This is a genomic window from Mesorhizobium sp. P2_F7 (genome assembly GCF_056403695.1).
In genome coordinates, this window is the sequence record NZ_JBFUFA010000002.1 from 108,513 (window position 1) to 127,287 (window position 18,775).

Genomic DNA, 18,775 nt, shown 5'->3' on the forward strand with positions numbered 1-18,775 from the left:
CCACGATGCTCATGCGGCGCTCCGTTCCCGGCCTTCATCGGCAAGCGATGCCAGGACCATGATGTTTTCTTCGGTCATCTCCGCTCCGGAGACCTCGCCGGTGATGCGTCCCTCGCGCACGATCAGCACGCGGTCGCAGACGCCGATCAGTTCCGGCAGCTCGGAAGAGATGACGACGATGCCGACGCCGTCACGCGCCAGCTTGCGCAGGATGCGGTGGATCTCGGCCTTGGCGCCGACATCGACGCCGCGCGTCGGCTCGTCGAGGAAGATCACCTTCGGGTCGACCGACAGCATTTTGGCGATCGCCACCTTCTGCTGGTTGCCGCCCGACAGCGTCGAGACCGGCTGGCCGACATGGCCGCATTTCAGCGACAGCTGCCTGCCGATCGTCTCCGCCTGCTCCTTCTCGCGCCGATCGTTGATGAGGCCGAAGCGCGTCGAAATCCGGTCGACTGCCAGCGCCGAGATGTTGGCTGCGATCGACATGTCGAGGAACAGCCCGTCACCCTTGCGGTCTTCGGAGAGGTAGACGATCCCTGCAGCGATGCTGTCGCCATAATGGGTCAGCGACAGCGGTTTGCCATGCAGGCTGACATCGCCGGTCACCTGACCTTCCAGCCGGCAAATGCCTTTGACAATCTCGCTGCGGCCGGCGCCGATCAGGCCGCCAATGCCGAGGATCTCGCCCTTGCGCAGCTTGAAGCTGATGTCGCGGAAGGTGGTAGCCTCGCAGAGGTTGGCAACCTCGAGCAGGATCTCCTCGGACCGTTCGTCGTCACGCAGCTTCTCGGGATAGAGGCTGTCGATGACGCGGCCGACCATGGACGCCACCACCTGTTCGGGCGTTGTCGCTGGTATGTCGAGCGTGGTGATGTACTGGCCGTCGCGCAGCACGGTAACGCGGTCGCAATTGTCGAAGATCTCGGCCATGCGGTGCGAGATGTAGATGATGCCGATGCCTTCGCCGGCAAGCTGGTGAATGATCTCGAACAGTTTCTTGGCCTCGCGCTCGGTCAGCGCCGCCGTCGGTTCGTCGAAGATGAGGATGCGGCAATCGAGCGTCAGCGCCTTGGCGATCTCAACCAACTGCTGCTGGGAAATCGACAGGCTACGCACCATCGCGGTCGGATCGATATTGCCAAGCCGCGCCAGGATGGCTGCCGCGCGTTTCTCAAGGTCGCGGTAGTTCATCAGCAACGCCTTGCTGGCGTTGGTGATCGACATGAAAATGTTTTCCGCCACCGAGACATCGGGGCAGAGCGCGATTTCCTGATGCACGAAGCCGATGCCGAGTTTTTGCGCCGCCAGCGGCGAGGGGATGGAGACAGAGCGGCCGTCGACCTGGATGTCACCACTGTCGGGCGGCAGGATGCCGTCGATCACTTTCATCAGCGTCGACTTGCCGGCGCCGTTCTCGCCGGCAATGGCGTGAATCTCGCCGGAGCGCAGCTCGAAGGACACATCGCGCAACGCCCGGACGGGACCGAACGATTTGCTGAGGCCGGATATTGTGAGAAGGGCCGGGGTTTCCACTGCGGTGCTCGCCTGCTCAGGGAGGGTGAGGCAACCGCGCCGGATGGCGCGATTGCCTGATGGACGCGATCAGCTGGGATCGCGGCCTTGCATGTACTTGTTCAGGTCGAACGAGTCGGCATTCTCCTTGGTGATGACGGCAAAGCCGTTATCGGCGAAGGGAATGCGCATCGGATTGTAGCCCGACGCCTTGTAGTCGTTGAACGGGTCGATCAGTTCCGGATGCGCCGCCATGAAGGTGGCGACGAAGCCGAGATAGCCCTGCATGCCCTGGTTGGGGCTCAACGCCATGTGGATGTTGCCGGCCTTGATCTGCTCCAGCGTCGCCGGCGTGATGTCGGCATGCATGATCAGCACCTTGGCCTTGGCTTCGAGAACGGCAGCGACCGCACCTTCGGCCGAGCCGGCTTCCGGGATCCACAGCGCCTTGAGGTTCGGGTTGGCCTGCAGCATCGAGGCCACCGCCTTGTTGGCGACATTGGCGTCCTGGTTGGAGGCCTGGCGTCCGACCAGCTTCATCTTCGGATAGTTCTTGGCGAGATAGTCGATGAAGGCGGTGACGCGCAGATCGTGGTTGCTCTGGCCGGGGTTCTCCAGCACGCCATACTCGGCATCGTCGCCGACCTGCTTGACGATCTCCTCGGCAGCGAATTTGGCTTCCGCCAGATTGTCCGAGGTGATGTAGGACACGCGCTTCGACTTCGGCGAGTCGGCGGCGAAGGTGACGACCGTGGTGCCGTTCTCGATGGCGCGGTCGATCGGCTCGATGAACGGATCGGCCTGCATCGGGTGCAGCAGCACGCCGGCCGGCTTCTTGATCAGATCCTGCTCAAAGGACGCAATCTGCTTGGCGATGTCATAGTCCGGCGTGCCCGAAAACACTGTTTTGCAGCCCATCGCCGCCGCCGCCTGCTTGAAGCCCTGATAGACCGGCACCCAATAGGGATGCGCGGAGACCATGACGTTCATCACATAGGTCTCATCCGGCTTGCACTGAAACTTGCTCTCTGCCGACGCAGCACCTGGCATCGCCAAGGTCAGCGTCATCACGGCGGCGCTCAATGCGCCCGCCAGCCCAATCCTGTTCATTCTCTCCTCCGGGTTCCCCGACGATGAAAGCCTCGTCGCGTCAGCTTTTGCAAGAAATTTCATCATATGAAATCTCTGGCGAGTTTGAATAGGCCGGGATTTGTTGCATGTCAATGAGCATGCACGAAATATCATGTCGTGAAATTTCTTGCAGACCTACGCATTGATCCGGGCGGTGGCATCCATCGCCGGGGGCATCGTCTGATTGGCTTTGCGGCCGGCGACCTGAAACCAAGATGTTCGGTCTCGGTGTAGGTGCTCCGAGGGCAAATCCTCTGTTTCTTAACCAGCCGCAATTCTTGCGTGTTGAAGCAACGTCGGAGTTCTCTTATCGTCGCCGCAATTTCCGGGGAAATTCGATATGCCTTTCATAATTGCTCTTCTCGGCGTGCTGGGAGCGGCGGCGTTCTGGTGGTACCGCATGAAGGCCATGAACGACGCCGCGCGCGAGGTCGCCGATGTCGTCGGGCGCGTCCAGGGCAACATCCGTCGCAAGAAGCTGCGCAAGCAGGCCGCGCTGTCGCCGCTGACGGCGATCGACGATCCGGTGGTGGCAGCGGCAACGCTGATCACCGCCATGGCCGCGGAGCATGGTCCGATCCTGCCGAAGCGCGAAACCGTCATCCGCGAGGTGATTTCGCAGATCGCCGAGAACCAGAAGAAGACCGACGAGGCCGTCGTCTACGCCAAGTGGGCCTCGGCGCAGATCGACGACACGACCATCGTCATCGACAAGCTGGCGCCCTTCCTGCGCGAGCGCCTCGATCCGCACGAACGGGAAGATCTGCTGCAGATGCTGAACCGCGTCGCGCAAGGCGGCGAACAGAGTTTTCGGGTCACCGACCAGCGGATGTTAAGGCTGCGGCAGAAGCTGGGCTTCGAGGTCAACTAGAATTCAGGGTGCAGCCGCCTGCTTCGGCGATTGGCGGATGCATCCCAGCTTCGTCATCCACGGGCGGAGCAGCCGCGAAGCGGCGTCGCGAAGACCCGAGGATCCATTCCGTGACCTCGATCGAAAGATGCAGCGGAGCAGAATTCTGTAACCGCCGCAACGCTTTAGCGTAACGGCATGGATCCTAGGGTCCGCGCGCGTCGCTCCGCTCCTTGCTCCGCCCTAGGATGACGAAGTGGGAAGGCTTCCGCCAATTGCGGGCGATCAGATCGCCTCGCCCTTCAACAACCGTGGCGTGTCGCCGGACAGCCCCGACGCCTGGCGGATGAAGAACTCCTTCAGCCGCGGCATGCGCTCAACCAGCCCGAGGCCGATGTCGCGGATTTGGCGCAGCGGGCCGATGTCGTTGGAAAACAGCCGGTTCAGCACATCGGTGGTGACGCCCATCTGCACGGTGTCGAAGCGGCGCCATTGCTGGTAGCGCTCGAGCACGTCGAGCGCACCGATGTCCTGTCCCAGGCGATCGGCTTCGACCACCACTTCGGCCAATGCTGCAACATCCTTGAAGCCGAGATTGAGGCCCTGGCCGGCGATCGGGTGAATGCCGTGGGCGGCGTCGCCGGCAAGGGCGATGCGGGGCGCGACAAAGGCGCGCGCGATGGTCAGGCCGAGCGGCCAGGCGCGCGGCTTGTCGGTGACGCGGATCTCGCCGAGCTTGAGGCCGAAGCGCAATTCCAGCTCATGCTCGAAGACGAGGTCGTCGCCCGAAACCAGTTTCTCGGCATCCTCGGAGCGTTCGACCCAGACCAGCGATGACCGGTTGGTGCCGTCCTCGGTCGGCTTCAGCGGCAACGTGGCAAACGGGCCGGCGGGCAGGAAATGCTCCTCGGCGCGGCCATTGTGCGGGCGCTCATGCGCCACCGTGCAGACGATGCCGGACTGGCCATATTCCCATTTCACCGTCTTGATGCCAGCCATGTCGCGCAATTTCGAATTGACGCCGTCGGCGGCGACAAGCAGCCGCGCTTTGAGCGTCGCGCCGTCGGCCAGATGCACGGTGACGCCGGCGCCGTTCGTGTCGAAGGCGCTGACCGCGACACCTTCGATGATATCGATGCCAAGCTTTTGCGCGCGGCGGCGCAAGGCGCCGTTCAGATCCCTGTTGGCGACCATGTGGGCGAACGGTTCGCCGGGAGCCACCTCGCCGTCGAACGTAAGAAACACCGGGCGCACCGGGTCGGCGGTGCGCGAATCGGTGACGATCATCTCGGTGATGGCCTGCGACTGACCGACGATCTCCTGCCAGACGCCGAGCTGGTCGAGCATGCGGCAAGCGGCGGCGGCGATGGCCGAGGCGCGGCCGTCTTTCTGCCAGATGCCGGCAGGGGCTGCATCGACGACGGCGACCGCCAGGTTCGGCCGTGCCTGTTTCAGCGACACGGCGGCGGCGAGGCCGACATAGCCGGCGCCGGCGACCAGCACGTCGAGCGATTTTTTTGCGTCCGTCTTGCGGTCTGCCATGTCAATTCCTTTCGAAGCCATGACCGTCCTGTTCCCACGGGGACATTGCGGCCTTGACTGCCCGCCATTCCTGTCCGAAACCGCCATAGCATCTTTAAGGCGAGGTCACGAAGCATGACGGCGGCCATGGACGAGCTTCTCAGCATTCTCGACCTCGAGCAGCTGGAACACAATCTGTACCGTGGTCGCAGCCCCAAGCTCGACTGGCAGCGTGTCTTCGGCGGCCAGACCATCGCCCAGGCGCTGGTCGCCGCGCAGCGCACGGTCGAGCCCGAGCGTCATGTGCATTCGCTGCATGGCTATTTCATGCGGCCGGGCGATACCAAGGTGCCGATCGTCTACGAGGTCGACCGCATCCGCGATGGCGGCTCCTTCACCACGCGGCGCGTGGTGGCGATCCAGCACGGCCAGGCGATCTTCTCGCTGGAGGCCTCGTTCCAGCAGGACGAGGTCGGTCTCGAACACCAGCTGCCGATGCCGCGCGACGTGCCGGCGCCCGACAGCCTGTTGTCGCAGCGCGAATTGCTGGGCAAATTCGGCGAAGCGGTGCCGGAGGGCATCAAGCGCTACTGGGAGCGCGACCGGCCCATCGAGATGAAGCCGGTGATGCTCAAGCACTACACCAGCCGCGAAAAGCTGGAGCCGCAGCAGAACATCTGGATTCGCACCACCGGCCCGGTGCCGGCCGACCGCGGCATCCAGGCGGCAGTGCTTGCCTACCTCTCCGACATGACCCTGCTCGACACCTCGACTTTTGCGCACGGCCGCGCCATTTTCGACCGCGACATCCAGGCGGCAAGCCTCGACCACGCCATGTGGTTTCACCGCAGCCATCCGCTCGACGACTGGATCCTGTACACGCAGGACAGCCCGTCGACGCAAGGGTCGCGCGGGTTCACCCGCGGCTCGCTGTTTGCCCGCGACGGCACGCTGATCGCCTCGGTTGCCCAGGAAGGTCTGATTCGCCTGAAGCGCCCGCCTGCCGAATAGGCATTTTCTGAAAATTGCCTATTTTTTAATCAGTGACTGTCCGATGACAGTGCGCGCTGTGCTGTCGTGCCCCGAGCAATCCGTTTGTTTACAATGAGTTAACACGCTGCTTCGGCAACTGGCACGGAGCTTGAATCCTGTTGGGCACTCTCCGGGCTCTTTGGGATCGGTGAAGGTGTGCAAACGCGGGGGACCGCAACAGCAAAGGGTGAAACCTTATGAAAATCGTGATGGCAATCATCAAGCCGTTCAAGCTCGACGAGGTGCGCGAAGCGCTCACCGCCGTCGGCATCCAGGGCCTGACCGTCACCGAAGTCAAAGGCTACGGGCGTCAGAAGGGACATACGGAAATCTATCGCGGAGCGGAATACGCGGTCAGTTTCCTGCCGAAAATCAAGATCGAAGTCGCGGTCAGCACCGACCTGGTCGACAAGGCCGTCGAAGCCATCACGGCGGCAGCCAAGACCGGGCAGATCGGCGACGGCAAGATCTTCGTCTTCGGCATCGATCAGGCGGTGCGCATTCGTACCGGCGAAACAGACACCGACGCGCTCTGAGCGGCGAACACGTATTCCAATGGAGAGTTCAATGAATATTCCTTCCACCTTGAAGACGACGGGACGCGCGGCCGCACTCGGCTCGCTCGCTCTCGCAGCATTGGGCAGCGTCGCCGCCTTCGCGCAGGAAGCAGCCCCCGCGGCCGCGGCTGCCGCCCCGGCGGCACCGACGCCCGTGCTCGATACCGGCAACACCGCCTGGATGCTGACTTCGACAGCGCTGGTGCTGATGATGACCATTCCGGGCCTCGCCCTGTTCTACGGCGGCATGGTGCGCAAGAAGAACGTGCTCGCCACGATCATGCAGAGCTTCGCCATCACCTGCCTGGTGACGATCCTGTGGTTCATGTTCGGCTATTCGCTGGCCTTCTCCACCAATGATTCCGCCAGCGTGAACAGCTTCATCGGCGGCGCCTCGAAATTCTTCCACCATGGCATCACCACCTCGTCGCTGTGGTTGCCTGGCGTGGCGAACATTCCCGAGTTCGTCTTCTCGATGTTCCAGATGACCTTCGCCATCATCACGCCGGCGCTGATTGCCGGCGCCTTCGCCGAACGCATGAAATTCTCGGCGCTGCTGATCTTCATGGCGCTGTGGCTGCTGGTCGTCTACGTGCCGGTTGCGCATTGGGTCTGGGGTGGCGGCTTCCTCGGTACGGCTGGCGTTCTCGACTTCGCCGGCGGCACGGTCGTCCACATCAACGCCGGTGTCGCGGGCCTGGTCTGCGCGCTCGTTCTCGGCAAGCGCGAAGGCTACGGAACCGTCAACATGGCGCCGCACAACCTGGTCTACTCGGTGATCGGCGCTTCGCTGCTGTGGGTCGGCTGGTTCGGCTTCAACGCCGGTTCGGAACTGGCGGCTGACGGCCTTGCCGGTGCTGCCATGCTCAACACCCAGGTTGCCACCGCCGCGGCGGCGCTGGCCTGGATGTTTGCCGAATGGATTGTCGCCAAGAAGCCTTCCGTGCTCGGCATTATCTCGGGTGCGGTTGCCGGCCTCGTCGCGGTGACGCCGGCTTCCGGTTTCGTCAACCCGACTGGCGCCTTCATCGTCGGCATCGTCGCCGGCGTGCTCTGCTACATCTCGGCGGTCAAGGTGAAGCACATGTTCGGCTATGACGACTCGCTCGATGCCTTCGGCGTGCATGGCATCGGCGGTATCATCGGCGCCCTGCTCACCGGCGTGCTCGCCGATCCGGCAATCAACAGCCTGTCGTCGGGCGCATCGCTCGGCAAGCAGGTCTACGGCGTTGCCGTCACCATCGTGTGGACGGCGGTCGCCACCTTCGTGATTCTCTACATCGTCAAGGCGCTGGTCGGCCTGCGGCCGAGCACCCAGGAAGAGGTCGAAGGTCTCGACGTCACTCAGCATGGCGAAGTGGTTCCGTAAGGCCACCTGCCAACGGGACCGGCGGAACCCTCCTCCCGCCGGTCCCCCAATTTGCTTCAGAATCCCGTCGTGACGCTCCCGAAAAGGGCTCACGCATTGAGGCCCGGGTCATTCCGGGCCTCTCTTTTTTGCAAACTGTTCCGGCGAACCGGGGCTCACCATTGTCGTGCGCATCCCCCGCGCGGGGGATGAAAGCGCCCGATGGGTGTGGCACCCAGACCCGCGACTTTGTTCGAACGGGAAGCCCGCATGAAAAAAATCTACGAAAAGCCGACGCTGACAAAGCGCGAGAAACTGTCCCGTGTCATCGCGATGGCGTCGGTGCCGATAGAGTAACCTTCGGCTCGCGCCGGCCTCTTGGAACAGGCGCAGAAGCTGCAGATTGATTGTCATTACAGCTCTCCCCATGCGGGAGATCAAAGTGCAGGGCGGCAGGTCGCCGGGTACTCGCTCCAAGAGGAAGCTCATCGTGAAAAAAACCTATGAAAAGCCGACGCTGTCAAAGCGCGAAAAATTGTCCCGTGTGACCGCCGGCATTCCCTTGTCGCAGCAGGCATGAGTCGAAATGGCCGTGGTGCGCTCGGTGCAAGATCGTCGCCCACGGCCTTATAGTTAATGCGGCCTTAACCTTCCCCCCGATAGTCTGGCGTTCGAATCTGCCGGAGTGCGTCATGCGCCCGGCCAGGCAAAAACAGACGGGGAAGAGCATGCGTTCAGGGGCTTCAGCACCGCTCGCGCTGACCGATTCGGGGCACGGCATCCAGGCATTCGCGCGGCGCCAGGTCGGGCGGCTGGTCGGCGCCGGCCTGTTTGCGCTGGTCGCCTTCGGCGTCGCGGCACTGGCCACCTGGAACGTCGCCGATCCGAGCTTCTCGCACGCCACCGACAACATCGTCACCAATGCCATGGGCTATGCCGGCGCGGTGTTCTCCGACCTCGCCATGCAGTTCTTCGGCCTTGCCGCGGTTGCCGCGCTGGTGCCCGCGGTGATCTGGGGCTTTCTCCTGTTTTCGGCGCGTGGCGTCGACAGGTTGCCGAAGCGCGGCCTCGCCTGGTTCGGCTTTGCGCTGCTTGCGGCGGCAATCGCCGGCTGCGTCGTGCCGCCCAAGACCTGGCCGCTGCCGACCGGCCTCGGCGGCGTGTTCGGTGACATGGTGCTCAACATCCCGGGCCTGCTCATTGGCGGCTACCCGACCGGCCTCGTTGCCAGCATCATAGCCCTGGTGCTCATTGCGCCGGCGCTGTGGCTGTTTGCCTATGGCTCGGCGTTGATTGCGCGCAAGAACGGCTTTGCCGTCATGGAGCGCACTGCCGAGCCCGATCCCCGAGAGGACGATCTGCTCTTCGACGAAGACGAGGACGAGGGCGACGAGGGGATATTGGCGCTAGGCGCCATCACCCATTGGTGGCTGTCGTTCCGCGCCTACCTGCATCGCCGATCCGTACGCCGTCAGCAGGAGCGCGACGAGTACGAGCCGGAGATGGAGCAGCGCTCCACGGCATGGCGTCGCGCTGCCGAACGGGTCGAATCGGCGGAATACGCCGAAGCGCGGATGAGCCCGGATGGCCGCGCCCGCGTCGAACCGGAATTCTTCGCCGCCATGGTCAATGATCGCAGCGTTTCCGTCGATCCGGACGATGACGACGTCCTCGATGCCGGTTTCGACAATGGTGACGAAGACGTCGAACTCGACGACGAGCCGGTCCAGCGCCGTGGTGCGCCAAACGCCAAGGTGCAAAACTTCCGCTCCGATGCGGCGACCCGTGTTGCAGCACCGGCGGCGCGCCCCGTGCCGGGCGCCCGCGTCCAGCGCGAGGCGCAGACCTCGCTCATCGGTTCCGACACGTTCGAGATGCCGTCACTGCATTTCCTGTCCGAACCGAAAAACGTCGCCAAGGATGCCAGCCTTTCGAAGGACTCGCTGGAGCAGAATGCGCGGCTGCTGGAGGGTGTGCTGGAGGATTTCGGCGTCAAGGGCGAGATTATTGCCGTCCGGCCAGGCCCGGTGGTCACGCTCTACGAGCTGGAGCCGGCGCCCGGCATCAAATCGTCGCGCGTCATTGGCCTCTCCGACGACATCGCCCGCTCGATGAGCGCGATCGCCTGCCGCGTTGCCGTGGTGCCCGGCCGCAACGCCATCGGCATCGAACTGCCGAATGCCAAGCGCGAGACAGTGTATCTGCGCGAAATCATGGCCAGCCGTGATTTCGAGACGACCAAGATGAAGCTGGCGCTGGCGCTCGGCAAAAGCATCAATGGCGAAGCTGTCATCGTCGACATCGCCAAGATGCCGCACGTGCTGGTCGCCGGCACCACCGGCTCAGGCAAGTCGGTCGCCATCAACACCATGATCCTGTCGCTGCTCTACCGGCTGACGCCGCAGGAATGCCGGCTGATCATGATCGATCCGAAAATGCTCGAACTCTCCGTCTATGACGGCATCCCGCATCTTTTGACGCCGGTGGTCACCGACCCGAAGAAGGCGGTGGTGGCGCTGAAATGGACCGTGCGCGAGATGGAGGACCGCTACCGCAAGATGTCCAAGGTCGGCGTGCGCAACATCGACGGTTTCAATGCGCGCGTGCAACTGGCCGAGAAGAAGGGCGAGAAAATCTCGCGCACCGTGCAGACCGGCTTCGACCGCCAGACCGGCGAGGCGATCTACGAGACCGAGAACCTCGACCTCGAGCCGATGCCCTACATCGTCGTCATCATCGACGAGATGGCCGATTTGATGATGGTCGCCGGCAAGGACATCGAGGGCGCGGTGCAACGCCTGGCGCAGATGGCGCGTGCCGCCGGCATCCATGTGATCATGGCCACGCAACGCCCGTCGGTTGACGTCATCACAGGTACCATCAAGGCCAATTTCCCGACCCGTATCTCCTTCCAGGTGACGTCGAAGATCGACAGCCGCACCATTCTGGGCGAGCAGGGCGCCGAGCAGCTGCTCGGCATGGGCGACATGCTCTATATGGCCGGTGGCGGCCGCATCCAGCGCGTGCACGGCCCGCTCGTCTCCGATGACGAGGTCGAGAAGGTGGTCGGTCACCTCAAGCTGCAGGGCGTGCCCGAATATCTCGACGCCATCACCGAGGAAGACGAAGAAGATGACGACGATGCGCCGTCCGGCAAGGGCGGTTCCGGCGGCGGTGGCGGCGGCAATTTCGAGGATTCCGACGATCCCTACGACCAGGCGGTGGCCGTGGTGCTGCGCGACGGCAAGGCCTCGACCAGCTACATCCAGCGCCGGCTCGGCATCGGCTACAACCGCGCGGCCTCGATCATCGAGAAGATGGAGAAGGAAGGCATTGTCGGCCCGGCCAACCATGCCGGCAAACGCGAGATCCTGGTGCCGACGGAGGACGACAAGTTCTGATTTGACAATACGGCCGGGCGAAGACTGCCCGGCGGCAACCTTTGAACCGTTTGGCGCGTTCAAGCGACAGAGTGCCGTTCGGCCGCCAAACTTAAGTCTAACTGGGGGTCCACGGACTGCAACGAGACACACACCACACGAGAGTGACCGGCATGAAAAACGATCCTTCCGCGCTCAGCGATTTCGCCCCAAACCGCCGCCAGCTGCTCGGCCTTGGCCTGATGCTTGCCGGCGCCGCTGCCGTCAACGTCATACCGGGGTTCCAGCTTTTGGCTTCGGCACAGGCCGCGGTGCCGCCGACGGCGCAAAAGATCGCCGACCATTTCTCCTCGGTCAAATCGATGAGCGGCGAGTTCGTCCAGTTCGGGCCCAACAACCAGCAGACCGGCGGCAAGTTCTTCCTCGAGCGGCCGGGCAAGATCCGTTTCAACTATGAGGGCAAGTCGAATTTCCGGGTGATTTCCGACGGCAAGTCGGTGGTCATCCTCAACAAGCGGTTGAACACATCCGATCTCTATCCGCTGTCGAAGACGCCGCTGAAGCTGTTGCTCGACAATCGGATCGACCTCTCCGGCGGACGCGTCAAAGATATCAAGGAAGAGGCCGACGTGACCACCATCCAGCTTGCCGACAAATCAGTGTTCGGCAACTCGAAGATCACCATGATGTTCGATGCGAAATCCTATGATCTGCGCCAGTGGACGATCACCGACGCGCAGGGCAAGGACACCACGGTGATGATCTACAACACCAAGGAAGGCGTCAGCTTCCCTGCGGACACATTTGCCATCGACTATACGGCGAACCGCGAACTGAACACCAAGACGCGGTAAGGGTCTGCGGGGCACACTTCTCCAGGGTTTGTCGTGCCAAACTTGATGACTGGTGCGAGGCTTGTCTTTGCCGGCTGTGGCTGGCAGTAGTTTCCGGGATCGCTCTTTCAAAAAAGGCGTCATTTCCCGTCAAGGCCCATTCCGGTTCCTGGCAGGTCTTGCGCTGCCCCGGACCCTCGCATGCCCTTCACCATTGCCACCTGGAACATCAACTCCGTGCGCCTGCGCATGCCGATCGTCGAACGGTTGCTGAAAGAGCAGGCGCCGGATGTGCTTTGCCTGCAGGAGACGAAGGTTCCCGACGAGCTGTTCCCGGAAAAAGCCTTCCGCAAGGCCGGCTACGAGCACATCGCCTTCCATGGCCAGAAGGGTTACCACGGCGTGGCGACGGTGGCGCGGCGGCCGATCGAGGTGGTCGAGAAGCGGCGCTTCTGCGAGATCGACGACAGCCGCCATCTGTCGGTGAAAGTGCAGGCCGGCGGCAAGGCGATCCTGATCCACAATTTCTATGTGCCGGCCGGCGGCGACGAGCCCGATCCCGAGATCAACCGCAAATTCCGCCACAAGCTCGACTTCGTCGACGAGATGAACGCCATCCGCGCGGCGCATGACGAGGTTTCAGCCTCGATCCTGGTCGGCGACCTCAACATCGCGCCGCTGGAGCATGATGTCTGGTCGCACAAGCAATTGCTCAATGTGGTCAGCCACACGCCGGTCGAGACCGAAAATTTCGAGGCGATGCGGCTCGCCGGCGACTGGGTTGACCTGATGCGGCTCAACGTGTCGTCCGAGGAAAAGCTCTACACCTGGTGGAGCTATCGCGCGCAGGACTGGGAAGCGTCGAACCGCGGCCGCCGGCTCGACCACGTCTGGTCGTCGCCGAACCTTGTGCCCAGTTTTGCCGGCTACGAAATCCTGCGCGCCGCCCGCGGCTGGGATCGGCCATCGGACCATGTGCCGGTGATTGCGCGGTTTGATCTGGATTAGACCGCGAGACAAAGAGGTCGTTTGAATGGAGATAGTGGCAGCACGAGAGCCGGATGTGACATCGGCGGCCGACTGCCTGGCGGCAGCCTTTGCCGATGATCCGCAGATGGCTTTTTTCTTCTCGGGCGATCCTGCGCAGCGTCAGGAGCTGGTGACGGAGTTCTTCTCGATCCTGATGGCGGCGCGCCTGGCGCTTGGAATGCCTGTGCTGCTGTTAAAGAGCGAAGGTGCCATCCTGGGCGCGGCGATGGGCTATGATACGCAGCGGCCCGAATGGCTTCCCGCCCACCAGGAGAGATGGGCTCTGCTTCAGCAAAGGCAGGCATTGATGGCTTCGCGCTTCGAGAGGGCTGACGCCATCAGCGAGAAATACAAGCCGCAGGAACCGCATTTCTACCTTGGCGTCCTTGGCGTTCACCCCTCAATGCAGGGAAAGGGGGCTGGCGGCGCGCTCATCAAGGCTTATTGCGATCTTGCCGAAAGAGATCTTGTCTCGGCAGGGACGTTTCTCGAAACCGCACAAGGCAAGAATTTGGCTTTCTATGGGCATTGCGGGTTTCAACTCGTCGGCCAAGGTGAACTTGCGCCCGGGAAGCCATTCTGGTGCCTGTTCAGGCCAAGACCCGTTCGAGACGGCAATTAGACTCACCCGCCAAACCGCGGCGCCAGTTTCTCGATGCGGGCGATCATGGCCTGGAAATCGTCCAGGATGCGCTGGTGCAGTTTCACCGCCACGTCGGGATATTCCTCGAGGATGCGGCGAAACATCTTGCGGCTCAGCCTTATCACTTCCGAATCGGTCTCGGCCGAGGCGCTGGTCAGCCGCCTTGAGTCGGCGATCAGCGCCAGTTCGCTGAGAATCGTGCCCGGACCGGCGGTGCCGATCGGGATGCGGTCGCCATCCTGCTCGCGGTAGAGCACGATCTTCCCACTGACCACGATATAGGCCGAATCGGCTTCGTCGTCCTCGCGGTACAGCTTGCGGTCGGCCTGCAGGTGGGTGGCTTCGGCGCCGAAGGCGAGCAGGCGCAGCTGTTCCTGCGTGAAGCCCTCAAAGAGCTTCACGGCGGACAGGATGCGGATGTCGTCATCCAGCGCCATCTCTAGCTGCGTCCCCGAACGGTCAGTCCAATCCCTCCTCTACGGATCGATCCATGCCCTCCAGCTGGATCGTACCCGAAAACAGTCCCGCCCCGACCGTCTATTAGATAACAAAATGCTTAAGGAACCAGCTTGTAGCCGCCGCTTTCTGTCACAAGGATTTCGGCATTGGAAGGATCGCGCTCGATCTTCTGGCGCAGCCGATAGACATGGGTTTCCAGCGTGTGCGTGGTGACGCCGGAATTGTAGCCCCACACTTCCTCGAGCAGGACGTCGCGCGTCACCACCTTCTGGTCGGCGCGGTAGAGATATTTGATGATCGAGGCCTCCTTCTCGGTCAGCCGCACCTTGGCGCCGCGCTGGTCGATGAGAAGCTTCTGGCTGGGCTTGAACGTGTACGGACCGACCGAGAAGGTGGCGTCCTCGCTCTGTTCGTGCTGGCGCAGTTGGGCGCGGATGCGGGCAAGCAGCACGGCGAAGCGGAACGGCTTGGTGACATAGTCGTTGGCGCCGGCCTCAAGGCCCAGAATCGTGTCGGAATCAGTGTCATGGCCGGTCAGCATGATGATCGGCGCCTTGTAGCCGCCCTTGCGCAGGATCTTAACCGCCTCGCGGCCATCCATATCGGGCAGGCCGACATCCATGATGAGCAGGTCGATGAGCCCGCCGCGCGCAGCAGTGACGCCTTTGGCGGCGGTCGCTTCCTGCAGGACGTCGAATTCTTCGTAAAGGGCGAGTTGCTCGACGAGGGTTCCGCGCAGGTCGTCATCGTCGTCAACGATAAGAATGGTACGTGATGTCATGGATCAATCCGTTGTTTTGAAAAGAATTTTCAGTTGACCGACCCCCATTTATGCGGAAGCTGACCGGCGCAACAGTCCGATCACAGTGATTTGTTCCGTGACACGATCATACAAGAAAAAACGCGATCGCAATGCAGCCGGCGCAATTTTGCCAAAAGGGCTGCGCGTGCTGGTGGTGCGGGCAAGGCCGGGCAACCCCAGCCAGGGCATTTTGCAGGCCGGCAGCAAGGTGTTTGCCTGCGCACTGGGGCGCGGTGGCATCTCGGCCAACAAGCGCGAAGGCGACGGCGCGACGCCGCTTGGCGAGATGCGGATTTTGTCGGGGTATTTTCGGGGCGATCATTTCCCGGCCGGCCGCAAAACCCGGCTGGCGATGGCGCCGATCGGCCCAGATCTCGGCTGGTGCGAGGTGCCGGACGACCGCAACTACAACCGGCCGGTGAAAATCCCTTATGGCGCCAGCCATGAGCGTATGCGGCGCGACGACCGCCTCTACGACGCTTGCCTGGTGCTCGACTGGAACATGGCGCCGCGCCGGCGCGGCCGCGGCAGCGCCATCTTCTTCCACCTGGCGCGTCCCGGCTTCACGCCGACGCAAGGCTGCGTGGCGGTGACGGCGCGGACGATGGCGCGGCTGTTGCCGCTGGTGTCGGACAGGACGGTGGTGAGAGTGGTTAGGTAGGCAGTAGGCAGTAGGCAGTAGGCAGTAGGCAGTAGGGCGGGATGTCGGCGCCGTCTAACTTCCCCTACTGCCTACTGCCTATTCACTACTGCCTGTTCCTCTGCCAGCCAATATCCAGCAGCCCGAGCCGACCCAGTTCCCGATCCACCGCCCGCGTGACGTCCTTGCGCTGGGCGCCGATGTCGCGCAATTGGCGGTCGGAGAGGTCCTCGACATCCTGGCGCGGCAGCTTGATTGCGACCCTTGCCTGGCGAAGCCAATCGGTGACGGCGACAAACCAGGTCGAGCGAGGGGCTGGCGAATTGAAAGTGATGATGGACATGGTGTGATCCGTTCCTCCGGATATCAAATCCGGTTTGATGGTGTTTCGATTGAGCCCATCTTGGCGGATTGAAAGAAAAAGGAGAAACGAGTAGTTTTCTCCGTATCATCAAGTTTTATTTGGAGATCGATTGGCCCGCCTGCTGCCTGGAACCCGAGCCTTGAGGACGCTGGAAGCGGCGGCCCGGCACCTCAATTTCACCCGGGCCGCGGACGAACTCGGGCTGACGCCGGCGGCGGTCAGCCACCAGATCAAGGAAATCGAGGATCAGCTCGGCATCGTGCTGTTCACCCGCACCAGCCGCACCATCCGGTTGACCGAGGCAGGCACGGTGCTGTTCGAAGCCTCGATCGATGCGCTTGACCTGCTCAACCGGGCGGTGTCGCGGGCGCAAAAGATGACGCGCGGCTTGGCGCTCCTGAAGATAACGCTCGACCCGCAGTTTGCGACCAAATGGCTGATGCGGCGTGTCGACGATTTCCGTAAGCATCAGCCCGGAATCGAACTTCGCTTCGATATCACCTATGAGGTGCGCGATTTCGATCGCGACGACGTCGATATAGGCATTCGCTTCGGCACCGGGAAATATCCGGGCATTGTCAGCCACCGGCTGTTCGACAACATCATCATTCCGGTGTGCAGCCCGGCTTTGCTGACCTCCGGTCCGCCGCTGCGCGAGCCGCGCGATCTGTTCCGGCACACGCTTGCCCATATCGTGTGGGCGCGGCAAGGCGTGACCTGGCCTAACTGGCGCATGTGGATGGCGGCGGCAGGCATCGACGATTTCGATGACAGCCGCACCATCGTTTTCGGCTCTTCGTCAGATGCGGTGCAGGCGGCGCTCGACGGTAATGCGGTGGCGCTCGCCGATTTCGCCATGGTGGCCAACGACCTGTCCGAGGGACGGCTGGTGCGGCCGTTCGAACTCGGCCTCAAGGTGGCGGCCGAATTCGCCTATTTCCTGGTCTATCCGGCAGGGTCGGCAAACGACGCCAGGATCATCGCGTTCAAGGACTGGATCCTGGGCGAAGTCCACAATCCGCAACCGGATTCGACGCGCCGGACTTGGGACGAGCTTTAGGTCAGCCGGGGACGACCGGTGCGCCGAACCAGCCGATCACCGCACCGATGATCAGAAGCACGCCGAGCCAGTGGCCGCCATCGATGAGGGTCAGGTCCCAGCCGAAATTCTCATAGCGGTGGTTGGCCGTCAGTGTGGTGGCGACAAAGCCCAGCCAGAGGACGAAGCCGAAGACCACGCCGGCGACAAGGGTCGGCTCGCCGCCGGTCATCGCGCCGACGACCAGGGCAAAGACCGCAGCCATGATCAGTTCGGTGACAAAGGAGACGATGAAGGGCAATATTGATTTCTTCGCAGTTGACGGATCGATCTTGGCCGCCCTCATCCATGGCTTGCTGAGGGCCGTGTACCAGACGGCGCCGAACAGCCACACCGCCACGGCCGCGACAACCACCGCCAGCCAGTTCACCACTGAAAAATCCATAAATCCTCCCCTCAAGCATGTCGCCCAACGCCTTAGCGGTTTGGGGCAACGACGCGCGTATTCTTCAAATCAATCTCGCGATGGAACGCCTGTTCGCCAGCGCCGTCAAGCGAAGCGCCACACCGTGGTGCGCTTGACCAAGGCGTCCTCCAGCGCCCGCGTCACCGCCACTTCGTAGACGGCCAAAGGCTCCAGTCCGGCCTTCGGCATATAGGAGCGGCCGGGATCGCCGACGAGAATGTCGGCACCGCGCGCCTTCAGTGTCGAAAACCACGGCATGAGCGTGTCGGCAAAGGACCGGTCGTAGAAGACGTCGCCGGCCAGCACCACGTCCCAGCCGGCATCGGTGCCGATGCTGTCCGTGCCGCAAAACTCGATGGCAACGCCATTGGCCTCGGCATTGAGGCGGATCGCCGTTTCGCAGAACGGATCGATGTCGGCGGCGATCACGTGTGCAGCGCCGGCCTTGGCGGCGGCGATGGCGACAAGCCCCGAGCCGGAAGCGAAGTCGAGCACGCGTTTGCCGCGCACTTCAGACGGCTTGTCGAGGATATAGCGGGCAAGACCCTGGCCGCCGGCCCAGGCAAAGGCCCAGAAGGGCGGCGGCAGGCCGATCTCGGTCAACTCGTCCTCGGTCCGCTGCCAGAGGTCGTGCGCCTCGTCGGCCAGGTTGAGGACAATTTCCGGCACATGCGGCGGCGCCATCAGCGCCGTGTTGTCGAGAATGAACTTTTTCGCGCTGTTCGGCCTGACGGCCGTCACGGAGCGGGCGTCAGGCCGCCCATGCGGCAGACCTCTTTCCATTCGGCCGGAGTGACCGGCTGTACGGAAAGCCGCCCGAGCCTGACCAGCGCCATCTCGGCCAGCTTCGGGTTGGCCTTGACCTGTTCCAGCGTCGGCGGGTTAGGCACATCCTTGAAGGCTCTGATATCGACGCATTCCCAGCGTGGATCGTCGGTTGTCGAGTCGGGATGGGCAAGCGCGCAGACTTCGGCAATGCCGACGACGTTCAGCCCCTCATTGGAATGGTAGAAGAAGCCGAGATCGCCGATCTGCATCGCCTTCATGTTGTTGCGCGCCGCATAGTTGCGCACGCCGTCCCATTGCGTGCCGGCCTTGCCCTTGGCCTTCAGCGCCTCGAAGGAGAAGACCGAAGGTTCGGATTTGAACAGCCAGTAGTTCATGTC

General features: G+C 62.7%; 20 protein-coding genes. 11 read left to right on the forward strand and 9 right to left on the reverse strand.

All coding sequences use genetic code 11. From position 1 onward, the window contains the following. Positions 1–9: 9 nt before the first annotated feature. Together AC1DZ8_RS05825 and AC1DZ8_RS05830 are read right to left on the reverse strand one after the other, a co-directional pair. Positions 10–1,536 (reverse strand): sugar ABC transporter ATP-binding protein, encoded by a 1,527-nt coding sequence (locus AC1DZ8_RS05825; RefSeq protein WP_477400473.1) that lies wholly within the window; start codon positions 1,534–1,536, stop codon positions 10–12. A gap of 69 nt (positions 1,537–1,605) precedes the next feature. Further along, entirely contained in the window at positions 1,606–2,625 is a 1,020-nt protein-coding gene (locus tag AC1DZ8_RS05830) for a substrate-binding domain-containing protein (RefSeq protein ID WP_477288562.1), read from the reverse strand. 361 nt (positions 2,626–2,986) lie between these two features. Here AC1DZ8_RS05830 and AC1DZ8_RS05835 point away from each other — a divergent pair, with 361 nt between their 5' ends. Beyond that, a complete protein-coding gene (locus tag AC1DZ8_RS05835) occupies positions 2,987–3,517 on the forward strand; it encodes a hypothetical protein (RefSeq protein ID WP_477307918.1) in 531 nt (176 codons plus the stop codon). Positions 3,518–3,781: 264 nt separating this feature from the next. On the opposite strand, the gene AC1DZ8_RS05840 is transcribed toward AC1DZ8_RS05835, so the two are convergent. Next, positions 3,782–5,038 carry a ubiquinone biosynthesis hydroxylase gene (locus AC1DZ8_RS05840; RefSeq protein WP_477307920.1) on the reverse strand — a complete coding sequence of 419 codons (1,257 nt, stop codon included), beginning with the start codon at positions 5,036–5,038 and terminating at the stop codon, positions 3,782–3,784. Positions 5,039–5,152: 114 nt separating this feature from the next. Here AC1DZ8_RS05840 and tesB point away from each other — a divergent pair, with 114 nt between their 5' ends. From tesB to AC1DZ8_RS05880, 8 genes are all read left to right on the forward strand, one after another. Further along, a complete protein-coding gene (gene tesB / locus AC1DZ8_RS05845; protein ID WP_477307922.1) occupies positions 5,153–6,028 on the forward strand; it encodes an acyl-CoA thioesterase II in 876 nt (291 codons plus the stop codon). Between the two features lie 218 nt (positions 6,029–6,246). Further along, on the forward strand, positions 6,247–6,585 hold the full coding sequence (locus AC1DZ8_RS05850) for a P-II family nitrogen regulator (protein ID WP_023670499.1): 339 nt from the start codon (positions 6,247–6,249) through the stop codon (positions 6,583–6,585). A 31-nt stretch (positions 6,586–6,616) separates the two neighbouring features. Beyond that, on the forward strand, positions 6,617–7,975 hold the full coding sequence (locus AC1DZ8_RS05855; RefSeq protein ID WP_477307924.1) for an ammonium transporter: 1,359 nt from the start codon (positions 6,617–6,619) through the stop codon (positions 7,973–7,975). 382 nt (positions 7,976–8,357) lie between these two features. Continuing rightward, entirely contained in the window at positions 8,358–8,534 is a 177-nt protein-coding gene (locus AC1DZ8_RS05860) for a hypothetical protein (RefSeq protein ID WP_477307926.1), read from the forward strand. A gap of 148 nt (positions 8,535–8,682) precedes the next feature. Further along, on the forward strand, positions 8,683–11,355 hold the full coding sequence (locus AC1DZ8_RS05865) for a DNA translocase FtsK (RefSeq protein ID WP_477400476.1): 2,673 nt from the start codon (positions 8,683–8,685) through the stop codon (positions 11,353–11,355). A 152-nt stretch (positions 11,356–11,507) separates the two neighbouring features. Continuing rightward, positions 11,508–12,188, forward strand: a complete 681-nt coding sequence (locus AC1DZ8_RS05870; RefSeq protein WP_477307930.1) for an outer-membrane lipoprotein carrier protein LolA — start codon at positions 11,508–11,510, stop codon at positions 12,186–12,188. A gap of 180 nt (positions 12,189–12,368) precedes the next feature. Continuing rightward, positions 12,369–13,175: an exodeoxyribonuclease III gene (locus tag AC1DZ8_RS05875; protein ID WP_477307931.1), complete on the forward strand. Its 807-nt coding sequence runs from the start codon at positions 12,369–12,371 to the stop codon at positions 13,173–13,175. A gap of 25 nt (positions 13,176–13,200) precedes the next feature. Further along, positions 13,201–13,818 (forward strand): GNAT family N-acetyltransferase, encoded by a 618-nt coding sequence (locus tag AC1DZ8_RS05880; protein ID WP_477400479.1) that lies wholly within the window; start codon positions 13,201–13,203, stop codon positions 13,816–13,818. 2 nt (positions 13,819–13,820) lie between these two features. Here the strand turns inward: AC1DZ8_RS05880 and AC1DZ8_RS05885 are convergent, their stop codons facing one another. Together AC1DZ8_RS05885 and AC1DZ8_RS05890 are read right to left on the reverse strand one after the other, a co-directional pair. Continuing rightward, the gene (locus AC1DZ8_RS05885) at positions 13,821–14,276 is read right to left on the reverse strand and encodes a cyclic nucleotide-binding domain-containing protein (protein WP_477307935.1); all 456 of its coding nucleotides are present in this window, start codon (positions 14,274–14,276) and stop codon (positions 13,821–13,823) included. Between the two features lie 119 nt (positions 14,277–14,395). Further along, the gene (locus tag AC1DZ8_RS05890) at positions 14,396–15,079 is read right to left on the reverse strand and encodes a response regulator transcription factor (protein ID WP_477400481.1); all 684 of its coding nucleotides are present in this window, start codon (positions 15,077–15,079) and stop codon (positions 14,396–14,398) included. A 145-nt stretch (positions 15,080–15,224) separates the two neighbouring features. Here AC1DZ8_RS05890 and AC1DZ8_RS05895 point away from each other — a divergent pair, with 145 nt between their 5' ends. Beyond that, a complete protein-coding gene (locus AC1DZ8_RS05895) occupies positions 15,225–15,761 on the forward strand; it encodes a L,D-transpeptidase family protein (protein ID WP_477308045.1) in 537 nt (178 codons plus the stop codon). An 85-nt stretch (positions 15,762–15,846) separates the two neighbouring features. Here the strand turns inward: AC1DZ8_RS05895 and AC1DZ8_RS05900 are convergent, their stop codons facing one another. Further along, complete coding sequence (locus AC1DZ8_RS05900; RefSeq protein ID WP_477307939.1) at positions 15,847–16,083, reverse strand: DUF1127 domain-containing protein; 237 nt, start codon at positions 16,081–16,083, stop codon at positions 15,847–15,849. A gap of 130 nt (positions 16,084–16,213) precedes the next feature. On the opposite strand from AC1DZ8_RS05900, the gene gcvA reads away from it, so the two are divergent. Beyond that, positions 16,214–17,164, forward strand: a complete 951-nt coding sequence (gcvA, locus tag AC1DZ8_RS05905) for a transcriptional regulator GcvA (RefSeq protein WP_477307941.1) — start codon at positions 16,214–16,216, stop codon at positions 17,162–17,164. Between the two features lies 1 nt (position 17,165). On the opposite strand, the gene AC1DZ8_RS05910 is transcribed toward gcvA, so the two are convergent. The 3 genes from AC1DZ8_RS05910 to AC1DZ8_RS05920 form a co-directional block, all read right to left on the reverse strand. Continuing rightward, positions 17,166–17,588 (reverse strand): DUF1761 domain-containing protein, encoded by a 423-nt coding sequence (locus AC1DZ8_RS05910; protein ID WP_477307943.1) that lies wholly within the window; start codon positions 17,586–17,588, stop codon positions 17,166–17,168. 105 nt (positions 17,589–17,693) lie between these two features. Continuing rightward, a complete protein-coding gene (locus AC1DZ8_RS05915; protein ID WP_477400484.1) occupies positions 17,694–18,392 on the reverse strand; it encodes a class I SAM-dependent methyltransferase in 699 nt (232 codons plus the stop codon). Then, a complete protein-coding gene (locus AC1DZ8_RS05920) occupies positions 18,347–18,772 on the reverse strand; it encodes an EVE domain-containing protein (RefSeq protein WP_112621800.1) in 426 nt (141 codons plus the stop codon). Before AC1DZ8_RS05920 ends, AC1DZ8_RS05915 begins: the two co-directional genes overlap by 46 nt. Positions 18,773–18,775 lie beyond the last annotated feature (3 nt).

What these genes read in the sequence shown, in the direction of transcription:
- AC1DZ8_RS05920 (WP_112621800.1), bottom strand. Translation starts at nt 18,772, where the DNA reads ATGAACTACTGGCTGTTCAAATCCGAACCTTCGGTCTTCTCCTTCGAG.
- AC1DZ8_RS05850 (WP_023670499.1), top strand. Translation starts at nt 6,247, where the DNA reads ATGAAAATCGTGATGGCAATCATCAAGCCGTTCAAGCTCGACGAGGTG.
- AC1DZ8_RS05875 (WP_477307931.1), top strand. Translation starts at nt 12,369, where the DNA reads ATGCCCTTCACCATTGCCACCTGGAACATCAACTCCGTGCGCCTGCGC.
- AC1DZ8_RS05855 (WP_477307924.1), top strand. Translation starts at nt 6,617, where the DNA reads ATGAATATTCCTTCCACCTTGAAGACGACGGGACGCGCGGCCGCACTC.
- AC1DZ8_RS05890 (WP_477400481.1), bottom strand. Translation starts at nt 15,079, where the DNA reads ATGACATCACGTACCATTCTTATCGTTGACGACGATGACGACCTGCGC.
- AC1DZ8_RS05900 (WP_477307939.1), bottom strand. Translation starts at nt 16,083, where the DNA reads ATGTCCATCATCACTTTCAATTCGCCAGCCCCTCGCTCGACCTGGTTT.
- AC1DZ8_RS05870 (WP_477307930.1), top strand. Translation starts at nt 11,508, where the DNA reads ATGAAAAACGATCCTTCCGCGCTCAGCGATTTCGCCCCAAACCGCCGC.
- AC1DZ8_RS05915 (WP_477400484.1), bottom strand. Translation starts at nt 18,392, where the DNA reads ATGGAAAGAGGTCTGCCGCATGGGCGGCCTGACGCCCGCTCCGTGACG.
- AC1DZ8_RS05865 (WP_477400476.1), top strand. Translation starts at nt 8,683, where the DNA reads ATGCGTTCAGGGGCTTCAGCACCGCTCGCGCTGACCGATTCGGGGCAC.
- AC1DZ8_RS05885 (WP_477307935.1), bottom strand. Translation starts at nt 14,276, where the DNA reads ATGGCGCTGGATGACGACATCCGCATCCTGTCCGCCGTGAAGCTCTTT.
- AC1DZ8_RS05880 (WP_477400479.1), top strand. Translation starts at nt 13,201, where the DNA reads ATGGAGATAGTGGCAGCACGAGAGCCGGATGTGACATCGGCGGCCGAC.
- tesB (WP_477307922.1), top strand. Translation starts at nt 5,153, where the DNA reads ATGACGGCGGCCATGGACGAGCTTCTCAGCATTCTCGACCTCGAGCAG.
- AC1DZ8_RS05830 (WP_477288562.1), bottom strand. Translation starts at nt 2,625, where the DNA reads ATGAACAGGATTGGGCTGGCGGGCGCATTGAGCGCCGCCGTGATGACG.
- AC1DZ8_RS05840 (WP_477307920.1), bottom strand. Translation starts at nt 5,038, where the DNA reads ATGGCAGACCGCAAGACGGACGCAAAAAAATCGCTCGACGTGCTGGTC.
- AC1DZ8_RS05835 (WP_477307918.1), top strand. Translation starts at nt 2,987, where the DNA reads ATGCCTTTCATAATTGCTCTTCTCGGCGTGCTGGGAGCGGCGGCGTTC.
- AC1DZ8_RS05910 (WP_477307943.1), bottom strand. Translation starts at nt 17,588, where the DNA reads ATGGATTTTTCAGTGGTGAACTGGCTGGCGGTGGTTGTCGCGGCCGTG.